At 33.4% G+C, this 20229-nt stretch carries 22 protein-coding genes; 17 read left to right on the forward strand and 5 right to left on the reverse strand.

The window, feature by feature from the left end; genetic code table 11:
- Positions 1–18 precede the first annotated feature (18 nt).
- From Q7C23_RS10230 to Q7C23_RS10290, 13 genes are all read left to right on the forward strand, one after another.
- Positions 19–1209: a DUF5009 domain-containing protein gene (locus Q7C23_RS10230; RefSeq protein WP_375032431.1), complete on the forward strand. Its 1191-nt coding sequence runs from the start codon at positions 19–21 to the stop codon at positions 1207–1209.
- 165 nt (positions 1210–1374) lie between these two features.
- Positions 1375–2553, forward strand: a complete 1179-nt coding sequence (locus Q7C23_RS10235) for a hypothetical protein (RefSeq protein ID WP_375032432.1) — start codon at positions 1375–1377, stop codon at positions 2551–2553.
- 30 nt (positions 2554–2583) lie between these two features.
- Positions 2584–3747, forward strand: a complete 1164-nt coding sequence (locus Q7C23_RS10240) for a glycosyltransferase family 2 protein (RefSeq protein WP_375032433.1) — start codon at positions 2584–2586, stop codon at positions 3745–3747.
- A gap of 84 nt (positions 3748–3831) precedes the next feature.
- The gene (locus tag Q7C23_RS10245; protein ID WP_375032434.1) at positions 3832–5157 is read left to right on the forward strand and encodes a dihydrolipoamide acetyltransferase family protein; all 1326 of its coding nucleotides are present in this window, start codon (positions 3832–3834) and stop codon (positions 5155–5157) included.
- A gap of 216 nt (positions 5158–5373) precedes the next feature.
- Complete coding sequence (locus Q7C23_RS10250; RefSeq protein ID WP_072973054.1) at positions 5374–6144, forward strand: 3'-5' exonuclease; 771 nt, start codon at positions 5374–5376, stop codon at positions 6142–6144.
- Positions 6145–6232: 88 nt separating this feature from the next.
- On the forward strand, positions 6233–6844 hold the full coding sequence (locus tag Q7C23_RS10255; protein ID WP_375032435.1) for a fumarylacetoacetate hydrolase family protein: 612 nt from the start codon (positions 6233–6235) through the stop codon (positions 6842–6844).
- Positions 6844–7188, forward strand: coding sequence for an Hpt domain-containing protein (locus Q7C23_RS10260; RefSeq protein ID WP_026984878.1), 345 nt, complete (start codon positions 6844–6846; stop codon positions 7186–7188). The genes Q7C23_RS10255 and Q7C23_RS10260 overlap by 1 nt, the downstream gene beginning before the upstream one ends.
- Positions 7189–7401: 213 nt before the next feature.
- The gene (locus Q7C23_RS10265; RefSeq protein ID WP_375032436.1) at positions 7402–8655 is read left to right on the forward strand and encodes a CinA family nicotinamide mononucleotide deamidase-related protein; all 1254 of its coding nucleotides are present in this window, start codon (positions 7402–7404) and stop codon (positions 8653–8655) included.
- A gap of 71 nt (positions 8656–8726) precedes the next feature.
- On the forward strand, positions 8727–8963 hold the full coding sequence (rpmB, locus tag Q7C23_RS10270; protein ID WP_007805815.1) for a 50S ribosomal protein L28: 237 nt from the start codon (positions 8727–8729) through the stop codon (positions 8961–8963).
- 27 nt (positions 8964–8990) lie between these two features.
- A complete protein-coding gene (rpmG, locus tag Q7C23_RS10275; RefSeq protein ID WP_008253902.1) occupies positions 8991–9173 on the forward strand; it encodes a 50S ribosomal protein L33 in 183 nt (60 codons plus the stop codon).
- Positions 9174–9247: 74 nt separating this feature from the next.
- A complete protein-coding gene (locus Q7C23_RS10280) occupies positions 9248–9400 on the forward strand; it encodes a DUF4295 domain-containing protein (protein WP_008468081.1) in 153 nt (50 codons plus the stop codon).
- A gap of 168 nt (positions 9401–9568) precedes the next feature.
- Positions 9569–10522 carry a signal recognition particle-docking protein FtsY gene (gene ftsY / locus Q7C23_RS10285; RefSeq protein ID WP_375032437.1) on the forward strand — a complete coding sequence of 318 codons (954 nt, stop codon included), beginning with the start codon at positions 9569–9571 and terminating at the stop codon, positions 10520–10522.
- Between the two features lie 205 nt (positions 10523–10727).
- Positions 10728–11333, forward strand: a complete 606-nt coding sequence (locus tag Q7C23_RS10290; RefSeq protein WP_375032438.1) for a Zn-dependent protease — start codon at positions 10728–10730, stop codon at positions 11331–11333.
- Positions 11334–11389: 56 nt separating this feature from the next.
- On the opposite strand, the gene Q7C23_RS10295 is transcribed toward Q7C23_RS10290, so the two are convergent.
- Together Q7C23_RS10295 and Q7C23_RS10300 are read right to left on the reverse strand one after the other, a co-directional pair.
- The gene (locus Q7C23_RS10295; protein ID WP_375032439.1) at positions 11390–11599 is read right to left on the reverse strand and encodes a hypothetical protein; all 210 of its coding nucleotides are present in this window, start codon (positions 11597–11599) and stop codon (positions 11390–11392) included.
- A gap of 698 nt (positions 11600–12297) precedes the next feature.
- The gene (locus tag Q7C23_RS10300) at positions 12298–13362 is read right to left on the reverse strand and encodes a serine hydrolase domain-containing protein (protein WP_375032440.1); all 1065 of its coding nucleotides are present in this window, start codon (positions 13360–13362) and stop codon (positions 12298–12300) included.
- Positions 13363–13591: 229 nt separating this feature from the next.
- Between Q7C23_RS10300 and Q7C23_RS10305 the strand changes: the two genes are divergently transcribed.
- Genes Q7C23_RS10305 through Q7C23_RS10315 form a run of 3 tightly spaced genes read left to right on the forward strand, consistent with a single transcriptional unit; the run spans position 13592 to position 14796 of the window.
- Complete coding sequence (locus Q7C23_RS10305; RefSeq protein ID WP_375032441.1) at positions 13592–14032, forward strand: hypothetical protein; 441 nt, start codon at positions 13592–13594, stop codon at positions 14030–14032.
- Positions 14013–14309, forward strand: coding sequence for a DUF721 domain-containing protein (locus Q7C23_RS10310; RefSeq protein ID WP_375032442.1), 297 nt, complete (start codon positions 14013–14015; stop codon positions 14307–14309). The genes Q7C23_RS10305 and Q7C23_RS10310 overlap by 20 nt, the downstream gene beginning before the upstream one ends.
- 16 nt (positions 14310–14325) lie before the next feature.
- Positions 14326–14796, forward strand: a complete 471-nt coding sequence (locus Q7C23_RS10315) for a hypothetical protein (protein ID WP_375032443.1) — start codon at positions 14326–14328, stop codon at positions 14794–14796.
- 91 nt (positions 14797–14887) lie between these two features.
- Here Q7C23_RS10315 and Q7C23_RS10320 read toward each other — a convergent pair whose 3' ends face one another.
- The 3 genes from Q7C23_RS10320 to bshC form a co-directional block, all read right to left on the reverse strand.
- Positions 14888–15307 (reverse strand): nucleoside-diphosphate kinase, encoded by a 420-nt coding sequence (locus Q7C23_RS10320; RefSeq protein ID WP_026984871.1) that lies wholly within the window; start codon positions 15305–15307, stop codon positions 14888–14890.
- A 220-nt stretch (positions 15308–15527) separates the two neighbouring features.
- Positions 15528–16799, reverse strand: a complete 1272-nt coding sequence (locus tag Q7C23_RS10325; protein WP_375032444.1) for an acyltransferase family protein — start codon at positions 16797–16799, stop codon at positions 15528–15530.
- 120 nt (positions 16800–16919) lie between these two features.
- Positions 16920–18509 carry a bacillithiol biosynthesis cysteine-adding enzyme BshC gene (bshC, locus tag Q7C23_RS10330; protein ID WP_375032445.1) on the reverse strand — a complete coding sequence of 530 codons (1590 nt, stop codon included), beginning with the start codon at positions 18507–18509 and terminating at the stop codon, positions 16920–16922.
- Positions 18510–18851: 342 nt separating this feature from the next.
- Here bshC and Q7C23_RS10335 point away from each other — a divergent pair, with 342 nt between their 5' ends.
- Entirely contained in the window at positions 18852–20129 is a 1278-nt protein-coding gene (locus Q7C23_RS10335; RefSeq protein ID WP_375032446.1) for an MFS transporter, read from the forward strand.
- The last annotated feature ends 100 nt before the right edge of the window (positions 20130–20229 follow it).

The raw sequence follows: 20229 nt of genomic DNA on the forward strand, positions 1-20229 counted from the left end.
TCAACAATGTAGCATTTTATGAGAATTAAAGAGAATTTGTATAACAAGAGAATTATTTCGATTGACGCTTTACGTGGAATTACCATTTTTGTAATGATTTTTGTAAATGAGCTTGCCAGCGTTAAAAACGTACCGCAGTGGATGAAGCACATGCCGGCAGGTGCGGATGCCATGACCTTTGTTGATCTTGTTTTCCCATCTTTCTTGTTTATTGTCGGTATGTCTATTCCGTTTGCATTTAATGCAAGATTGCTTAAGGGGGATAGTGTTAGAACGATTTGGACTCATACTTTAAAACGAGCCGTAGCATTAATTATTATTGGTGTTTTTATGGTCAATGCAGAGTATGGTTATGATGCTTCAAAAATGCTAATTGCACCTGCTTTTTGGGGACTCTTAGCTTATGCGATGCCAATTCCTATTTGGAATAAATATCACAAAGATTTCCCTGCCTGGCTAAAAAATACTTTGCAATATGGTGGAATCTTAGTCTTGATAACACTTTACTTCTTATATATTCAGGATACTGGAGAAAGAGGTATGACTCCGAAATGGTGGGGAATTCTGGGGCTGATAGGTTGGGCCTATCTTTTTTCAGTAGTTTATTATTGGCTGGTTTCCGGAAGATTGTGGGCGATGATTACTTTTTTAGTATTTTGTATAGCAGCAAATTCGATGAATTTAATCGAAGGTTCTCTAATACAGCAATCTTCTTCGCTTAGTTTTATAGCCGGACATGTAACGCATGCGTCTGTGGTAACTGCTGGTGTGATTATTTCGTTGTTATTTTTTGATCGAAAAATTGCACCTAAAATCAATTGGGCTGTAATTGGTTTTGCCATTTTCTTTTTTGCTATAGGTTATTTTCTTCGTCCTTATTTTGGAATTTCAAAAATAAAAGGGACACCTTCATGGACCATGATTTCAGCCGGAATTTGTACGGCCTCGTTTTACTTTCTTTATTGGTTAATGGAAATCAAAAAACAAACAAAATGGAGTAATTTCTTCATGCCTGCAGCAGCAAATCCGTTGTTGATTTATATTTTACCGGGCGTTATTTATTATTTCAATTTAGCATTCAAAATAGAAATTATACCGGAGTATTTCAGAGAAGGAATTCCCGGAATTATATGGAGTTTAGTTTTTTCAACGATTATGTTATTTGTGATGAAAATCTGCAATAAGTATAAAATACAATTACATCTGTAAGGAAGTTGTTTTTGTTTCAGGTTTTAGGTTTCAGGTTTCAAGTTTCGTGCAAACGTGAAACCTGAAACGTGAAAGAATTTTATCTTTCTTTAAAATTTTTTAAAATCATGTATTTGTCTTAATAAAATTTTAAATTTGTAAGAATGCATTCCTAAAAGCTTTTTAATGAATAGTTTAAAAATCAAATTTATCTGGTTTGTTTTTTTTATTTCACCATTTTGTTATTCTCAAAATGACAGTACAGCTGCGGAGAGCAAAGATATTTTAGATGTCATTCGCAAGATTTTCAAAAAAGACGATTCAATCAGCAAACAAAGAAAATTGGCTTTTTCGTTATTGCCCGTTCCAGTTGGTGCTAATAACTCAAATGGTTTGGTAGTTTCTTTTCTAACCACTTTTTATTTAGATGAAAATCATGAGACAACCAATATGTCGCAGGTTTCTTTTTCACCTTATTTTAGTTTTAATAAGCAACTTGTCTTTCCAATTCAATCCTATATTTATACAAAAGAAAATAAATGGAATTTCATTGGAGATTATCGTTATCTTATTTATCCACAGTTAACGTACGGATTAGGTGATCATAATACAAAGGAAGAAATGTCAAATTTAGACTATCAACAATGGCGTTTTTATCAATTTATTACCCGAAAAGTAGTTGGGAATTATCGATTGGGAATAGGATTTCTATACGATAATTATCAAAACATTTCTGAAGAGTCGTATATTGATGAAGAAACGGACTATATGAAATATATGAACGGAGATTTTTCAGATGAAACTTCTTTTGGTTTTGCTTTTCAGGGTCTGTATGACTCCAGAAAAAACATCATTAATCCGGAAGAAGGATTGTATGTTGAAGCCGATTTGAGAATAAATACAAGTGGCATCGACGGAAATAAATGGCAGTCTTTATATTTTGATGCCCGAAAATACCATTCTTTCAGTAAAACAAAACATCGGGTTTGGGCTTCACGCGCTTTTTATTGGTCAACTTTTGGAGGTAAACCCCATTATCTTGATTTACCGAGTATAGGCTGGGATCGCGATGGAAAAACAGGAAGAGGTTTTACAAAAAACAGATATCGTAGTAATGCATTGATTTATTTAGAAACGGAATATAGAACGGATATCACTAGAAATGGTTTTTTTGGAGCCGTGTTTTTTGGTAATATTTCATCGGTTTCAAAGTTAGATACCTATAAATTTGATAAATGGCATCCGGCCATCGGAACCGGAATCCGAATTAAATGGAATAAAAAAAACAACAGTAATCTGGCCTTAGATTACGGAGTCAGTAAAAACGATTGGTCTTTACGATTGGGATTAACAGAAAATTTCTAACTTTCCAAAAAATTAACAGTCCAATTTTTCATGCAATTATCGGTAATTATACTTAATTATAATGTGCGTTACTTTCTGGAACAATGCGTTTTAAGTGTTCAGGAAGCAATCAGAGCGCTGGATGCGGAAATTATTGTCATCGATAATAATTCGACTGATGATAGCTGTTTGATGATGTTGGAACGTTTTTCATCTGTAAAACTCATTCAAAACAAAGAAAATTTCGGATTTCCAAAAGGGAATAATATTGGCGTTTTTGAGGCAAAAGGAAAATACGTTTGCATTCTAAATCCGGATACGGTCGTTGCAGAAGATACTTTTATTAAAATTTTGGCTTTCGCCGAAGGGCAAAAAAATATCGGAATTATCGGTTGTAAATTAATTGATGGAACCGGAAATTTTCTACCGGAAAGTAAACGCGGAGTTCCAACACCCTGGGTGGCTTTTACAAAGATTTTTGGTTTATATAAAGCTTTTCCAAATTGGAAACTTTTCAATCAATATTATGCACAGCATATAAACGAAAATGAAACCGGAAAAGTAGAAATTCTGGTAGGTGCTTTTATGTTTATGCAACGCGATTTCTATCTCGAACTTGGCGGTTTTGATGAAGATTGTTTTATGTATGCTGATGATATTGATTTGTCTTATCGCGCCTTGCAAAAGCAAAAGTCAAATTACTATTTTCATGAAACTACAGTAATACATTATAAAGGAGAGAGTACTGTTAAAGACGAAAAGTATATGAATCGTTTTCAGAGCGCCATGAATTTCTTTTATCAAAAACATTTTAAGAAATCGTGGTTTTTCACCTTTTTTATTAAAATTGGAATTGTCCTTTTTTCATTTATTAAAATGTTTCAGGGAAAACCAAAAGAAAAATTGGCACCTGAAACGTATATTTTTTACTCTTCAAATGAAATTTTGTCTGAAAAATTACCTTTAATTTTGAAAAATAAAGTGCAGTTTTTCGATTTCAAAAAAGAAAAAATGGTAAATTCGTGCCTTGTTTTAAGGGTTGGTAAGACAGAGATAATTTTGGATAATCACTATGTTTCATTCAAAAAATGTATCAAAATCATAGAAACTCTTAAAGATAAGAACATTACTTTTAAGATTTTCCCCAAAAACTCAAATTTTATTATAGGAAGTGATTCGCGAAATGACAGGGGGCAAATTGTAAAAATCAAGTAAAAAATTATATTAAATGTAATTTATATTTAAAATATTCAGTAATTTCGCAATCAGAAAATCAAAATCACCCTTGAGGTTAACAATATGGCAAGATTTGAATTAAAGCTTCCTAAGATGGGAGAGAGTGTCGCTGAAGCAACTATTACCAACTGGTTGAAAGAAGTAGGAGACAAAATTGAAGCTGATGAAGCGGTACTGGAAATTGCAACTGATAAAGTTGACAGTGAGGTACCAAGCGAAGTGTCAGGAATCTTAGTTGAACAATTATTTGGTAAAGATGATTTGGTTCAGGTAGGACAGACTATTGCGATTATTGAAACAGAAGGTGACGGTCCAACCGCTGTTGAGGTTAAGGAAACAAAAGCTCCGGCAGAAGTTGCGGAAATCGAAAAAACAATAGAAGCGGCTCAGGAAACTGTGGCAACTCCACAAGATTTTTCAGGATCTGATAAATTCTTTTCTCCTTTGGTGAAAAATATTGCTAAAGAAGAAGGTATTTCTATTGCCGAACTAGATAGTATTCAGGGTTCAGGAAAAGACGGCCGTGTAACAAAAGAAGATATTTTAAAATATATAGAAGATCGTAAAGCTGGTGTTGTAACTCCAAAAGCAGCTGAACCGGTAAAAACGGTTGAACCGGTAAAAGTTGCGGAACCAGTAGTTCAAAAAAGCCAGCAAGCTGTTCCGGTTTCTGTAAATGGAGGTGATGAAATCATTGAAATGGACAGAATGCGTAAACTGATTTCAGGATACATGGTGGCTTCTGTGCAAACTTCGGCTCACGTTCAGTCATTCATTGAAGTTGATGTAACGAATATTGTAAAATGGAGAGAGAAAGTTAAAACGGCTTTCGAAAAAAGAGAAGGTGAGAAGCTGACTTTTACTCCAATTATGATGGAGGCGGTTGCAAAAGCATTGAAAGATTTCCCCGGAATGAATATTTCTGTTGATGGCGATTATATCATCAAAAAGAAAAATATAAATTTAGGAATGGCAGCAGCTTTGCCAAACGGAAACTTAATTGTACCTGTAATTAAAAATGCGGATCAGTTGAATCTTGTTGGAATGGCAAAAGCGGTTAACGATTTAGGAAACCGTGCAAAAGCAGGAAAATTAAAACCAGACGATACACAAGGTGGAACTTACACGGTAACAAACGTTGGTACTTTTGGAAGTGTTTTCGGAACGCCAATTATCAATCAGCCTCAGGTGGGAATCTTAGCACTTGGTGCAATTCGTAAAGTGCCTGCGGTTATCGAAACTCCGGAAGGTGATTTTATCGGAATTCGTCAAAAAATGTTCTTGTCGCACTCTTATGATCACAGAGTTGTTGATGGTGCTTTGGGAGGAAGCTTTGTAAAAAGAGTGGCTGAATATTTGGAAGCTTTTGATGTAGACAGAGATTTTTAAATAAATTAATAGATAAAATGAAAACCGGAAAATTTTTAAATTTTCCGGTTTTTTTGTTTTGAGAAAAAAGGAGATTAGTTTGAAATAAAAGAAGTGAAATAATCTTTTTGCAAATTGAAATCACAAATAAAAGTCCATTTTAACTAAAAAAAATAAAAAATAAGAGGTAAAAATTCGGCTTTAAAAATTACATTTGTAATCTTATAAAAACTAAAAATGGAACTGAAACTCAACAAACCAATCTGCTTTTTTGATCTTGAAACAACCGGAATTGACATCGGAAAAGATCGAATCGTAGAGATTTCAATATTCAAAGTTTTTCCAAACGGAAATAAAGAAAGTAAAACTTGGTTGGTGAATCCGACAATTCCAATTCCACCTCAAACAACTGCAGTACATGGTATTACTGACGAAAAAGTAGCTAATGAGCCTACTTTTAATGAATTGGCGCCACAAATCCATAATATGATTAAGGACAGTGATTTAGGTGGTTTTAATTCAGATCGTTTTGATATTCCGTTATTGGCAGAAGAGTTATTACGTGCCGGAGTTGATTTTGATATGAAGAATAAAGTTTCAGTAGATGTGCAGACTATTTTTCATAAAATGGAAGAGCGTACTTTAAGTGCAGCTTTGAAATTTTACTGCGGAAAAAGTTTAGAAAATGCCCATTCTGCAGAAGCTGATACAATGGCAACTTACGAAATTCTAAAAGCGCAATTAGACCGTTATCCGGATTTGGAGAATGATATGAAATCATTATCTGAATTTACAACCCGTAAAAAAATTGCCGATTTTGCCGGAATGATTGCTTTTGATGCTGACAACGAAGAAATTTTTACCTTCGGAAAACATAAGGGGGCCAAAGTAGATAAAGTGCTTGAAACAGAACCTGGATATTTCAGCTGGATTCAAAATGCTGATTTTCCATTGTATACTAAAAAGGTTTTGACGGCCATTAAATTAAGAAAGTTAAATACGAAATAAAGTATTCAGTGTTCAGGAAATTAGTGTTCAGTTTTTTGAATGCTGTATTTACTGAACACTAAAAGCTGAAAACTGAACACTTAAAAGAATGAAAATTATCTGTATCGGTAGAAATTATACCAATCATATCGAAGAATTAAAAAACGAACGTCCAACAGAACCGGTGATTTTTATGAAACCGGATTCGGCAGTTTTATTAAAACAGCATCCGTTTGTAATCCCTGAATTTTCTGAAGAAATTCATCACGAAATAGAGATAATTGTTAAAATTAATAAGGTAGGAAAGTATATTGAGCCTAAGTTTGCGCATAAGTATTATGACGAAATTAGTGTTGGGATTGATTTTACTGCCAGAGATTTACAAGATAAACTTAAAGCAAAAGGGTTGCCTTGGGAAAAAGCAAAAGCATTTGATGGTTCTGCGGTCATTGGAGATTTTTTGCCAAAAACTGATTTTGTTTCAATGGAAAACCTTAGTTTTGAGTTAACAAATAATTCTCAAACCGTTCAAAAAGGTAATACGACTCTTATGCTTTGGAAAATTGATGAGCTAATTGCATATGTATCACAATATTTTACGCTTAAAATAGGAGATATTATTTTTACAGGAACACCTGCTGGAGTGGCGACTGTCAAACCAAGCGATGTTTTAGAAGGCTTTTTAGAAGAGAAAAAATTATTTAGAATACAGGTAAAGTAATGGCTTTAAAATACAACCTTTCGAAAGTATATGCACTTTCAGACAATGATCCGGAATTTGTAAATGAAATTCTTAAATTATTTGTAACTGAAGTTCCTGAGGATTTAAAACAAATCAAAGAAGGAATTAAAAAGAAGGATCATAAGTACGCCTATGCCTATGCGCATAAAATAAAACCTACTTTAGATTTAATTGGTTTAAATGTAGCTTTTGAAGAAATCTTGCAGGTTGAAGCCTGGACAAAAGCAGAAGGCAAGAAGAAAGAAATTATTGAAACTTTCAAAAGTATAAAAATACAAGTTAAAGAAGCGATTAAAGAAATCAAAAAAGACTTTGACGTATAATTTGGGCATGCCCCTATTTTTGCCCTTTTTTAATTAGGTCAAAAATAGGGTCGGGTCATCCACTATATCTTTTGTTCCAGAAAATTTTCGTTTAACGACTTCTTGTTGTTTGTCACAAAAGGATGCCGTTTCTGCCCCTCACGCAAATCGTTCTCGCAACAACCTACTTTCTAATAATGACTTACGATCTGGTAAGTATAAAAATATATTTACATGAAAGCAACCATAATTACAATTGGAGACGAAATTCTAATTGGCCAAATCGTTGATACCAATTCTGGCTTTATTGCTAAATCATTGGACAGGATTGGAGTCGAAATACATGAAATGATTTCGATAAGTGATGATAAAAAGCATATTCTGGATACTTTTGCGCAACTGCAAAATAAAGTGGATGTTGTTGTTATTACAGGGGGATTGGGTCCTACAAAAGACGATGTGACCAAAAAAACTTTCTGCGAATATTTCGACGATGAGTTGGTTGTAAATCCTGAAGTTTTAGCGCATGTAACACAATTGATTGAAGGTTTTTACAAACGACCAATTTCACAACTTAATAAAGATCAGGCTTTAGTGCCTTCGACTTGTACGGTATTGCACAATCAGGTGGGTACTGCACCCGGAATGTGGATGAAGAAAGAAAACACGGTTTTTATTTCGCTTCCCGGAGTTCCTTACGAAATGAAATATTTGGTCGAAGAAGAAATAATTCCAAAGATTGTTCGCGAATACAAGCGTCCCTATATCATTCATAAAACCATTTTAACGTACGGACAAGGCGAGAGTATGGTGGCAGAGCGTATTGAAGATTGGGAGAATAATCTGCCGGATTTCATCAAATTGGCGTATTTGCCAAATCCAGGGAGAGTGCGTTTGCGATTGACCGGGAGAGGAACTAATAAAGAGGAATTAGAAGCAGCAATTGAGGAAAATGTAAAATCTTTAGATGCGATAATTCACGATATTATAGTGGGTTATGAAGAAAATGAAACAATCGAAACGGTAATCGGGAAAATATTAACGAAGCAAAATAAAACAATTTCAACGGCTGAAAGTTTTACAGGTGGAAAAATAGCGTCGCTTTTAGCGGCCGTTCCGGGGGCTTCAAATTATTTCAAAGGGAGTGTTGTTTCGTATGCGACAGAGGCTAAGGTTAATGTTCTCGGTGTCTCGCAAAATTTAGTAGACCAATATTCGGTAGTTAGTGCCGAGGTTGCTTCGGCTATGGCTTTGAATGTGAAAGAGATACTCAAAACAGACTATGCAATTGCGACAACCGGGAACGCCGGACCATCAAAAGGTGACTCGGATGCTGAAATTGGAGCTGTTTTTATCGCTTTGGCTACTCCAACTGCTATAATTGTAGAAGAATTTAACTTTGGCCAACCACGTGAAAAAGTGATAGATAGAGCGATGATTAAGAGTTTAGAAATATTACAGAAAGAAATTTTAAAAAATGTGCAATAATTTTTTGCTACAATGGTTTATTTTTCTTTTCTTTGCACCCTGATTTTGAATAACGATAAAAGATAAGTATAATGTCAAGAGTTTGTGACCTTACAGGTAAAAGAGCGATGGTAGGAAATAACGTTTCTCACGCTATGAACAAAACTAAGAGAAAGTTTTCTGTAAACTTAGTTAAAAAGCGTTTTTATCTTCCAGAAGAAGATAGATGGATTACTCTTAGAGTAGCAGCATCTACGATAAAAACAATTAATAAAAATGGAATTTCTGCAGTTTTGAAAAAAGCGCAGTCAGAAGGATTTATCAAATAATCTTTTCCTAAATAAATATATAGCAAGATGGCAAAGAAAGGTAATAGAATCCAGGTAATTTTAGAATGTACTGAGCACAAGACTTCTGGTGTTCCAGGAACTTCTAGATACATTACAACTAAGAACAAAAAAAATACTCCGGATAGATTAGAGATTAAAAAATTTAATCCAATCTTGAAACGTGTAACTGTTCACAAAGAAATTAAGTAATAATTAGAGATTTTTGTAAATCTCAATGGTTTTGCCATTCGAGTTTTATAAAAGCTTCAAATAACATTTGAATCATGGCAAAGAAAACCGTAGCATCGTTACAAACATCTTCTAAGAGATTATCAAAAGCCATCAAAATGGTAAAATCTCCTAAAACTGGTGCGTATACATTCGTAGAATCTATTATGGCTCCTGAAGAAGTTGATGAATTCTTGAAAAAGAAATAATTACAATCACATTATATAGAAAAGCTACTTTCATTCGGAAGTAGCTTTTTTATTTTTTATATTTGTCTAAAATTTAAAGAAGCTTCCCTTATTTTAGGTTTCTTTAAATATTAAGGATTATTTAGATGGTAAAATCAAATAATCAAAAAAACTAACAACCTATAAAAAATGAGTTTTTTTAAAAAATTATTCTCCACTGATAAAAAAGAGACTTTAGACAAAGGTCTTGAAAAATCAAAAACTACTTTTTTCTCAAAGTTAAGCAAAGCTGTTGCTGGAAAATCAAAAGTCGATGACGACGTTTTAGATAATCTGGAAGAAATTCTGGTAGCTTCAGATGTTGGTGTAAATACTACTTTGAAAATTATTTCAAGAATTGAAAAACGTGTTGCCGAAGATAAATACTTGGGAACGGATGAATTAAATCAGATTCTTCGCGATGAAATAGGTGCTTTGTTATCAGAGACCAATAGAGGTGAAGCAACTGAATTTGATATCCCAAAAGATAAAAAACCATATGTTTTAATGGTAGTTGGTGTTAATGGAGTTGGTAAAACAACTACTATTGGAAAACTGGCATATCAGTTTAAAAAAGCGGGTTATAAAGTGGTTTTAGGTGCTGCTGACACCTTTCGTGCCGCTGCGATTGATCAGTTGCAAGTTTGGGCCGATCGTGTGGATGTGCCAATCGTAAGGCAAAATATGGGAAGTGATCCGGCATCTGTTGCCTTTGATACTTTACAGTCTGCAGTTGCTCAAAATGCCGATGTTGTTATTATTGACACAGCAGGGCGTCTTCATAATAAAATCAATTTAATGAACGAGCTTACAAAAGTAAAACGTGTAATGCAGAAGGTTGTTACCGATGCGCCTCATGATGTTCTTTTGGTTTTAGATGGTTCGACTGGTCAAAATGCTTTTGAGCAAGCAAAGCAATTTACCGCTGCAACTGAAGTGACTTCATTAGCTGTAACTAAATTAGACGGAACAGCAAAAGGCGGAGTTGTAATTGGTATTTCTGATCAGTTTCAGATTCCGGTTAAATATATCGGAATTGGTGAAGGAATTGAAGATTTACAAGTCTTTAATAAATACGAATTCGTAGATAGTTTTTTCAAATAATATTTTAGATAATTCAATGAGTTTTTCTTCTTTAAAGAATATAACGCCTGTTACTTTTTATTTCGCAAGCGTTGTATGTTTTGTTTTAGCCAATGTGTTAAAAGGTAAAAGTCTTTCTTTTTACTACATTCTATTGGTTTTAGGTCTAGGTTTATTTTTTGCAGGGATGATTAAAAGAATCCGTACTAAAAAATAAGCATTACCTATGAAATACTATTTTCTTATTATGCTTTTTAGCCTGATTTCTTGTACCAACAGGAATAATGAAAATAGTGTAGAAAAGATACAAAGTCAAAAGGTTATTGTAATTCAGCCTTTAGGTAATTTTGAATTGGAACAGTCCAATAAGGTTCTTTCTGAAATCAAGACTATTAACCCAAATGTAGTTTTGAGAAAAAATATTCCTTTTCCTGAAAAGGCCTATTTTAAGCCCCGAAACCGATATCGCGCTGACAGTATTATTAAAAATCTTAAAAATAACATAGGTAAAGACTCGGTAATTGTTGGATTATCGCATTCTGATATCAGTACCACTAAAAATGGAATTAAAGATTGGGGTATTATGGGATTGGGTTACCGACCTGGAAAAGCTTGTGTTGTTTCTGATTTTAGATTAGATATTAAAAATAAAAATCAACAATTTTATAAATTAGTTTTGCATGAACTTGGCCATACAGCAGGTTTGCCGCACTGTGAAGTTAAAGCTTGTTTAATGAGAGATGCCGAAGGAGGAAATCCACTGGATGAAGAAAAAGATTTTTGCAGGAATTGCAGCGGCTATTTAAAAAGTAAAGGCTGGCAATTGATGTAATTGCTTTTTGCTTATTTCCTGTTAGTGTAATTTCCATGTTGATCCGTCTGAAAATGCTACAAAATAAGCTCGCGCTGAGATAATACTTTTAGATCTGTTGAAAAGCTTCCCCAAAATTGTGATCTGGTTTGCCTGGCGTTTATAGCTAAGTGTGTAGTCCCTTCAGATTTTCCTTTTATAAAAAAGAATTTTCCGCTTGCGGGTTTGTTAAGAGCATTTTCGCAATACCACTCAAATCGGATAGCTCCGATTTTTTTTGCTGACATTCTTGTAAGTCAATTCAATATCCTTATAGTCTGAATATTGGTTTTTTAATAATTTTGAGGAGATGATTTTTGTAGGAAATTCTTTTCAGAATATAGTGTTTAAAAATATTTGCTTTATAGAATCTAATGGTGAAGGATCATTTTGGTGATCAATTTGTTTGTTAAGCTGATTGTAGTTTATTTCCTTCTTCAGGCTAAAATGATCTTTTTTGTTTTTGGTAATACATAAAGTTGTTAATGCTATAACAAGAAAAAGTACTTTTATTTCCATTATTAATTGTCGTTTTTTCCTTCTTTTCTGTATTTTGCTGTTTGTGTGTCTTTTAAGAAGATAAGGAAGTTTAGTTCTATTTGTTAATTGATTTTAATTGTGTATAAATCGGGGTAAAAGTTGTCTTTTTCTTGTTGTTTAATGACTGCTAAAAGGTATTGTAGTATTATAATAAGCTATTGTTTTATAAATTAAAAAGTGTGAGAAAACGCATTTTTTATTTTAAAATGAATTGATAAAAAAAAAGAAGCCGTCTCACAACTCGTGAAACAGCCTCTTTTTCTGTTTTTTACTAGGACTCCTATCGGAGCGCAGGTCTCAAATTTACAATCCTCAAAAACTTGTTTTAGTTTTGAGACTTCCTCTTTTTTAGCATTTTAAGCGGGTGTTATTTATGTAATATCTTTTACCGTGCCTGAAGTATTAGTTACTGATACAAGGCGGTAATTTTCTTCCATAAAGTTTCATCAAAATCAGATAATGCTAAGTTTTCTCCGTCAGCTGCATCTCCCATTCTGATGATGACCATATTTTTGCTGGGTACAACATATATTTTTTGATCATTTTTGCCTAAAGCCATAAATGTATCATTTGGTGCGGTTGGAATCACGCTTCCTGGAAAAGTAAGTTGTGATTGTGGTAAATGATAAGAAGTTTTCCCGTTTAACCACCATAAATAACCATAACCTAAATTAATATTTTGTGAAGTTGTAGTGGCTTCGTTAAAATAGGTTTCGTTTAAAATTTGATTACTTTCCCATTTTCCTTTATTGAGCATTAATAGACCGAAACGTGCCATGCTTCTGGAGTTGCTGGTATAAACGCTGTTTACACCAAGTTGTACCCAATTACCATTCATTCCTATTTTGTCTCTTAATTTGGTGTTGAAGTAATTCTCCCAGGTTTGACCGCTTGCTTTTGCGACGACATCCTGTAATTTTACGTACACATTATGATAGGCCCAGCGTGTTCCTGCATCGGCTTTGTAGATAAGGTTGACTGGCTCTACATCATCTGTGCTGTCATCTAATCCGGATGTCATTGTTAATAAATGTTTGCAGGTAATAAGGTTTTCTTTTGCAAGTGTTTCACTTGTCCAGCCCATTCCGATATATTGTGAGACTTTATTATTAATATTCAGTAAACCTTCTTGTTGTGCAATTCCTGTCATGGTTGAAGTCAATGTTTTACCCGCACTTGCCCAATACCAATTTTTCGTTGCATCATGTTGATTGAAATAGTTTTCTAAAACGATTCGACCATTCACAAGGATAATAAAAGATTTAGAATTTTTCAGTTCGAGATAATCTAAAAGTGGCTGAACTGCATTTTGATTCCATTTTAGATCGGAGATTGATACCGTTTCCCAAGTATTTCCTGTTAAGGGTGGAAAATACATACTTTGTGTTGGAGTAGGTGTCGAATTATTATCTTCTTTGCTGCAGCTTGCACACAATAAGAGAATCAGGATTTTACAAATGTTTTTGATCATGGTTTTTTGGTGTTGGTTAGGGGTTTGACCAAAAATATGTAAAATAGTTTAATGGGTTTTGTGTTTTTTTATTTCTTTTGAATGATATAAAGTTAACTTTGTAGTTCACGAAATTTCTCTTGAAAATAGGTGCCCTAGCCCTGATGGGAGGGAAAATCCTTTTTGTGGTGGGGTTCACCACAAAAAATTGGAAGGACAGCAGGAAATAGCTCCTTATAAATAGTATTATATGAAAAACATTTTTATGATTTTGATTTTGTCGCTTTTGTTTGTAAGCTGCAAAGAGCAAATTAAACCGGAAGATATTGTTAAATTGAATGGTTATTGGGAAATTGAAAAAGTAGTTTTTGAGGAAGGAGAAGTAAAAGATTACGGAATGAATGAGAACTTTGATTTTTTTCAGATTAAAGGAACTAAAGGAACCAGAACAAAGGTTATGGCACAGCTTGACGGTACTTTTTTGACCACAAATACATTCGAAAATGTTTCGGTTCGATTTACGGATAAAGGAACTTTTTTGGATTATAAAACAGATTATGCGAAGTGGAGCGAGGAATTAATTTCAGTTTCAGACAAAGAGTTTGTTGTTAAAAACGAGCAACAAAAGGAATATCATTATAAAAAAGCAGCACCACTAAATATTTTAAAAGATGGCAAAGAGACTAAATAGTCAGAGTACGATTGGGGATGTTTTGAACCAGATTATTCAGGTGAATAAATTACAGCCTGGTATGGATCAGATTGATGTAAAAGAAGCGTGGAGACAGCTGATGGGGAATGGTGTAAACACGTATACTAAGAACGTTGTTTTGAAGGGAAGTACGCTTTATGTTGAACTTGGATCTGCTGTTTTAAGAGAAGAATTAAGTCACGGAAAATCTAAAATTGTTAAAATGATTAATGAGGAGCTGGGGCGTGAAGTGGTGAAGGATGTTGTTTTGAGGTAATCAATTTTGTGTTATTATGAGTGTAAAGTCTAAATTTAATTTTCTTGCCATTTTTCTAATTTCTTTTATTACTGTATTACCACTTTTAGTTGTTTATCTTGCAGCTATTTCTTCTGAAACAAGTATGATTTTACCTTTTATGTTATTGGGTTTTATTGTCTTTTTTTGGCTGACAGTCTTTAGGACCAGAGCGCATAAGGTTGAAATTGATGGTAATACTATAATTGTAAAACATTATTTTGGAGTAGGAAAGTCCGAAAGTTATGATTTTAGCACGTTAGATGGTTTTATAATATTATTTGAATCAGCAAAGGGAAGTGTTTATGAATCTCTTTTTATTCTTAAAAATGGAAAAAGGGTAGGTAGTATTTCTAGTTTTTATCATAGTAATTTTGATCAGTTAAAGTCAATTTTGAAAGATAAACTAATCGATCTGGGAGTAAAAGAATCTACTTTTACAGAAGAAAGTTCTGAATTATTTAAGTAAATTGGAAATAAAAAAATCCTGTTTGTTTTACAAACAGGATTTTTTTATGTGTTTCTGTGACTAAAAACTGTCACTGAGATGGAGGCTAAAATTAGAATTGCTCTCTTCCAGCAAAGTGGAAAGCACCTTCGATAGCAGCGTTTTCGTCACTATCAGAACCGTGAACTGCATTTTCTCCAATAGAAGTTGCGTATGCTTTACGAATAGTTCCTTCAGCAGCTTCAGCTGGATTTGTAGCTCCAATTAAAGTTCTGAAATCTTCTACTGCGTTATCTTTTTCTAAAATAGCAGCAACAATTGGTCCGCGTGACATAAATTCAACTAATTCTCCGTAGAAAGGTCTTGCAGCGTGTACAGCATAAAATGCCTGAGCGTCAGCTACAGTTAATTGAGTTAATTTTAATGAAACGATTTTGAAACCTCCGTTAGTAATCATTGCTAAGATGTTCCCGATGTGTCCGTTTGCAACAGCATCTGGTTTAATCATTGTAAAAGTTCTATTTGTTGCCATTTTATTGCTTATTTTTAATTTTGTGCAAAAGTATACTTTTTTTATGAATTGATTTTAATAAATTCATAATTAAAACATCGTGAAATGATGTTATGGCAAAGAAAATTGTAAAAAGTCAGTGGTAAGTTGTAAAATATTGATATAGTGGGTATTATTTTAAATGAAAAGACGCACTGCTGTGCGTCTCTACTTATTATATCGTATGTGGGCAAATGATTTTTTAAACTTTGAAAATCAATTTCTTTTTGTAGAATATCCACAATATAAAGGTCCAGATTGCAACATAAACCAGTGCCCCGGTTAAAGAAGCGGTCATTGGATTGCTGAAAAATGGTACAATTCCGAAGCTGTATAAATAATTCAAAAGATTGATTTTTTCTGATGGACTATGAGGATTTTGGAATTCGATCATCACTAATGCCTGCGGAATAATTTGCGAGGCAAAAAAGACAATCATTGGGTTTACTCCCCAGATTAAAAAAAGTTTGAACCCTTTTTTATAATCGGCTATGTCAATTACATAATATAATATTGCTAAAAATGTAGTCGCTAAACCAGTAGTGTACAAAACGTAACTGCTTGTCCAAAGTGATTTGTTAATTGGGAAAACAATATTCCAAAGTAATCCGCCAATAATAAGTGCCACGCCTATCGTAGCCATATTTTGAGCTTTTTTGGTTTTACCTATTTCGCGTAATAATATCTGACCAATTAATAAACCGATAATTCCGTTTACAATTGACGGAATAGTACTTAAAATACCTTCAGGATCCCAAGTCACAGTTCCGTGATACATATGCCCTTTTAATAAAATGCTGTCTAACCAAGATGCTAAATTAGTTCCTTTTTCAAGATTTGCAGCTCCAATTCCGGGAACCGGAATTAAGGTCATTACTGCCCAATAACCCAACAACAAAACAACTCCCGTTATGATTTGTATTTTTTGAGTGGTTTTTAAATATAAAAGGGAAACTACAAAATATACAATTGCAATTCGTTGCAAAACTCCCGGAAGACGTACATCGTGATAGGCTTCGATACCGCTATAAGCTAAAACGATATACATAATTAGAATTGAAAAGGCCAGAATGTTTTTGACTTTCGAACTAAAACTACCCATTAAGGCATAACCAACAGCAATAGTAATAGCTAAACGACCAACTAAAAGCGGAATTCCATCAAGACTGAAAAGCTGTATTTTGGCAAAGAAATTAAAAAATATTCCAAGGCAGAGCATTCGTAAGGAACGAACCAGTATTTTATTGAAAGTGGTTCCGTCATAAATTTTATCCGGCATTGCCAAAGGAACGGCAACTCCCATAATAAAGATAAAAAACGGAAATACTAAATCGGTTGGCGTGCAGCCGTGCCATTCGGCATGTAAAAGTGGTGGGAAAACATTGCCCCAATCTCCGGGGTTGTTTACAATAGTCATTAATAAAATAGTTAATCCTCTGAAGACATCTAGTGAAATCAAGCGCTCTCTGGTCATAGTTTTTGGTAATAGATTAATTTTTGTTTTTTAAAAGTTACTATTTGGTTTAGAGAGGCAATAACTTCAGAAGAGGTGGTTATTTATTCTGATGATTATTACTTTATTGTTTATTCGTATTTATATCGTTATAATATTAAAGTTCGTTTCTAATGGTTTTAATTTTTGAATTAAAAGAGGAATTAATTGTTCTCCTTTTTCTAGATAAAACTCCGAAAAATTAGTCTGACGTTCCTGTAAACTTTGATTTGGGAAAAGTTCACATTGTAGATCAATAACACGCTGTAATTCGTTGTCCAGTTTTCGTTTTTGTGCTTTCAATAATCTTTTTTCAAGATTTTCTAATCCTTTTTTCTGTTTTACTTCCTGCGCTTTTACAGCTCCGGTAAATGATTTATCCGTTTGTTGCGCGAGTTGATAAAGATATTCAAATTGCTTTTCTAATGTTTCTTTTTGAGGAGTTAAATCAATTGAAAAAGCAGATAATTTATGCGTAATTGCATTCACTAAATTCGCAGGTTTTGTAAATAAATCGGCCCAGCTTAATTCTAATTTATCAGCTTTTTTGGCTTGTTTTTCCGTGTTCAAAAGCACTGAATTACGAACTAAAAGCATAGGAAAAGTAATGTTTACAGCTTCAAAAAATGATTTTAATTCCAGCCAATACGCAATTTCTCCGCCTCCGCCAATGTAACATAAATTAGGCAGAATGATTTCCTGATACAATGGACGCATAATTACATTTGGACTGAATTTCTCCGGATTACTTTCTAATAATTTGAAAATTTCTTCTTTAGAAAAAGAGATTTTAGTATTGTTTACGTAGTATTTATCATTTTCAAAAATGATTCTTTCTCTCAAATCATCTTCGATATAAAACAAATTGATTTCGCGTGGATTTACCTGAACGGTGTAATCTCTAAATTTTGAAATGGTTTCCTGGACAGCTTTGAATGAAGTTTGTTGTTCTAATTCTTCTTTTACAAAAGGAATAAAAGCACGTTTTAAATCGGCGTCATCAGCATCTAAAATAACTAAGCCATAATTAGCAAATAATTTATCAGCTAAAAAACGAGTAGCATCTCCTAAATTTTCGTGTTTTAAATAGGCTTCTTCAAATAGGTTTTTAAGAACATTCGCGTTTGTGCTGGATCCTAATTCCAGAGAATAAATTTCGAAAAATTCAGCTAATCCTTCTGTTGAAAGTCTGCCAACCGGACCTGTACTTTCTTTGTTCCAGCGAAATTTCTTCCCCTTGAAATTAAAATAATTTATTTCTTCAAAATCGTGATCCTCGGTTGCCATCCAATAAATGGGAACAAAATTATGCGTTGGATATTTCGACTTTAATTCTTTCGTCAAATTAATAGTAGAAATGATTTTATATAAGAAATAAAGAGGGCCGCTAAATAAGTTTAACTGATGCCCAGTAGTGATGGTAAAAGTATTTTGATGTGCTAATAGCTCGATATTTTGCTTAGTTGCATCTGATATTTCGATATTTTGATATTGCTTTTTTAGTGTTTCGACTAAAGGAATTCGATTTGCATTGTCAAAATTGGCCTGTTTTTCAGTTATTTGTTTTTCAAAATTTTCCAGTGTTGGAAAATGATTGTAAAAGGAGTTTAATTCGGGTTTTTGATCTAAATAATCTTGTATCAATTTAGAGAAATATCCTGAGTTTTGGTAGCTGATACAGTCGGTGGGCATAATTTTCGATTTATTTTTGATAGCTGTAAATTTAATGAAAATATGTACTTAAAAGTGTTTTTAACGAATGCTTAAGATTTGATTTTTAGTTTTTAATTTAAAATATTTGTAATCAGAGTTTTAAGTTAGGTTTTGAACCTGGATGTGTGCAAGATTATTTAGCAGGTATTAAAACAACAGATTTGATTTTTTTGTTAAAATTCTGAGAGTAATAGTAAACTGTTGTTTGTAAATGTGTGTTTTTAATAATGAAACTATATTTTTGCAGATAAATGTTTTGTGTAAGTAACGAGTCAATTCATTTTTACACTAGAATTTTAAAAAAAAACTATATCAACCACAATGAAAAATAACCCAAATCAGGAGAACTCTCTTCGACATGTTCTTTTTGGTTCGTTAATTGGAACCACAATTGAATTTTTTGATTTTTATATCTATGCCAATGCCGCTGTATTGGTTTTTCCACAACTATTTTTTCCCGGAGCTAGTAGTACAAATTCCACATTGGAATCTTTGGCTACATTTTCGATAGCCTTTCTTGCCAGACCTTTGGGGTCAGCTGTGTTTGGTCATTATGGAGATAAAATTGGTCGTAAAGTCACATTAGTTGTGGCATTATTAACGATGGGATTATCCACAATTGCAATTGGTTTTTTACCTGGATATGCCAGTATCGGAATCGCTGCACCCATTTTATTGATGTTATGCCGATTTGGACAAGGAGTTGGTCTAGGAGGAGAGTGGGGAGGAGCTGTTTTATTGGCAATTGAAAATGCACCACCACATAAACGTGCCTGGTACGGAATGTTTCCGCAATTGGGAGCGCCAATCGGATTGTTACTTTCCGGGGGTACTTTTTTAATATTAACTGATAGTATGACCAGTGAAGCCTTTATGGATTATGGATGGAGAATTCCATTTATAGCAAGTTCTCTTTTGGTTGTTGTTGGATTTTATATTCGTCTAAAAATTAGTGAAACTCCTGCTTTCGAAAATTCTAAAGAAGAACAGAAAGAAGTTAGAATTCCGTTTTTAACTTTGTTGAAATCATACAAAAATCAATTAATTTTCGGGACATTATCAGCTGTAACTACCTTTTTGGTTTTTTATTTAATGACTGTTTTTACATTGAGTTGGGCGACTTCTGACTTAGGTTTTACTAAAAGAGATGCTTTGTTAATCCAGTTACTTTCAGTACTGTTTTTTGCCTTTTTTATTCCAATTTCAGCTTTGGTTGCAGATAAAATCGGTCGTCGAAAAATATTAATTATCACTACCGCTGCCATTGCTATCTTTGGATTTTTCTTTTCGTACTTTCTTAATTCAGGAAATGCAGTTTTGGTAACCGCTTTTGTTTGTATGGGAATGTCTTTGATGGGATTCACTTATGGGCCATTAGGAACTTTCTTGTCTGAGTTGTTTCCTACCACAGTTCGTTATTCAGGTGCTTCTTTGACTTTTAATTTAGCAGGAATTTTAGGTGCGGCATTTGCACCAATGATCGCAATCTGGCTTGCTAGTACATACGGATTAAGTCATGTAGGCTTTTATTTAACTGCCGCTGCTTTAATTTCACTAGTTTCGTTTTTAGTGATTTCTAAGAAAGTACATCAGTTTTAAAAATAGATTCTTAAACCCTTATAAAATGGGCAACAATTTAAATTGTTGCCCATTTTTTTTGTGGATCGAAAAAGTATTTAGATATTTGTCTAAATATATA

Origin of the sequence: Flavobacterium sp. LAR06 (genome assembly GCF_041946075.1) — a bacterium.
Classification (GTDB): domain Bacteria; phylum Bacteroidota; class Bacteroidia; order Flavobacteriales; family Flavobacteriaceae; genus Flavobacterium.

What these genes read in the sequence shown, in the direction of transcription:
- Q7C23_RS10250 (WP_072973054.1), top strand. Translation starts at nt 5,374, where the DNA reads ATGGAACTGAAACTCAACAAACCAATCTGCTTTTTTGATCTTGAAACA.
- Q7C23_RS10315 (WP_375032443.1), top strand. Translation starts at nt 14,326, where the DNA reads ATGAGTGTAAAGTCTAAATTTAATTTTCTTGCCATTTTTCTAATTTCT.
- Q7C23_RS10305 (WP_375032441.1), top strand. Translation starts at nt 13,592, where the DNA reads ATGAAAAACATTTTTATGATTTTGATTTTGTCGCTTTTGTTTGTAAGC.
- Q7C23_RS10255 (WP_375032435.1), top strand. Translation starts at nt 6,233, where the DNA reads ATGAAAATTATCTGTATCGGTAGAAATTATACCAATCATATCGAAGAA.
- Q7C23_RS10240 (WP_375032433.1), top strand. Translation starts at nt 2,584, where the DNA reads ATGCAATTATCGGTAATTATACTTAATTATAATGTGCGTTACTTTCTG.
- Q7C23_RS10245 (WP_375032434.1), top strand. Translation starts at nt 3,832, where the DNA reads ATGGCAAGATTTGAATTAAAGCTTCCTAAGATGGGAGAGAGTGTCGCT.
- Q7C23_RS10260 (WP_026984878.1), top strand. Translation starts at nt 6,844, where the DNA reads ATGGCTTTAAAATACAACCTTTCGAAAGTATATGCACTTTCAGACAAT.
- bshC (WP_375032445.1), bottom strand. Translation starts at nt 18,509, where the DNA reads ATGCCCACCGACTGTATCAGCTACCAAAACTCAGGATATTTCTCTAAA.
- Q7C23_RS10265 (WP_375032436.1), top strand. Translation starts at nt 7,402, where the DNA reads ATGAAAGCAACCATAATTACAATTGGAGACGAAATTCTAATTGGCCAA.
- Q7C23_RS10335 (WP_375032446.1), top strand. Translation starts at nt 18,852, where the DNA reads ATGAAAAATAACCCAAATCAGGAGAACTCTCTTCGACATGTTCTTTTT.
- Q7C23_RS10325 (WP_375032444.1), bottom strand. Translation starts at nt 16,799, where the DNA reads ATGACCAGAGAGCGCTTGATTTCACTAGATGTCTTCAGAGGATTAACT.
- rpmB (WP_007805815.1), top strand. Translation starts at nt 8,727, where the DNA reads ATGTCAAGAGTTTGTGACCTTACAGGTAAAAGAGCGATGGTAGGAAAT.
- Q7C23_RS10295 (WP_375032439.1), bottom strand. Translation starts at nt 11,599, where the DNA reads ATGTCAGCAAAAAAAATCGGAGCTATCCGATTTGAGTGGTATTGCGAA.
- Q7C23_RS10310 (WP_375032442.1), top strand. Translation starts at nt 14,013, where the DNA reads ATGGCAAAGAGACTAAATAGTCAGAGTACGATTGGGGATGTTTTGAAC.
- Q7C23_RS10290 (WP_375032438.1), top strand. Translation starts at nt 10,728, where the DNA reads ATGAAATACTATTTTCTTATTATGCTTTTTAGCCTGATTTCTTGTACC.
- Q7C23_RS10235 (WP_375032432.1), top strand. Translation starts at nt 1,375, where the DNA reads ATGAATAGTTTAAAAATCAAATTTATCTGGTTTGTTTTTTTTATTTCA.
- ftsY (WP_375032437.1), top strand. Translation starts at nt 9,569, where the DNA reads ATGAGTTTTTTTAAAAAATTATTCTCCACTGATAAAAAAGAGACTTTA.
- Q7C23_RS10230 (WP_375032431.1), top strand. Translation starts at nt 19, where the DNA reads ATGAGAATTAAAGAGAATTTGTATAACAAGAGAATTATTTCGATTGAC.
- Q7C23_RS10300 (WP_375032440.1), bottom strand. Translation starts at nt 13,362, where the DNA reads ATGATCAAAAACATTTGTAAAATCCTGATTCTCTTATTGTGTGCAAGC.
- rpmG (WP_008253902.1), top strand. Translation starts at nt 8,991, where the DNA reads ATGGCAAAGAAAGGTAATAGAATCCAGGTAATTTTAGAATGTACTGAG.
- Q7C23_RS10320 (WP_026984871.1), bottom strand. Translation starts at nt 15,307, where the DNA reads ATGGCAACAAATAGAACTTTTACAATGATTAAACCAGATGCTGTTGCA.
- Q7C23_RS10280 (WP_008468081.1), top strand. Translation starts at nt 9,248, where the DNA reads ATGGCAAAGAAAACCGTAGCATCGTTACAAACATCTTCTAAGAGATTA.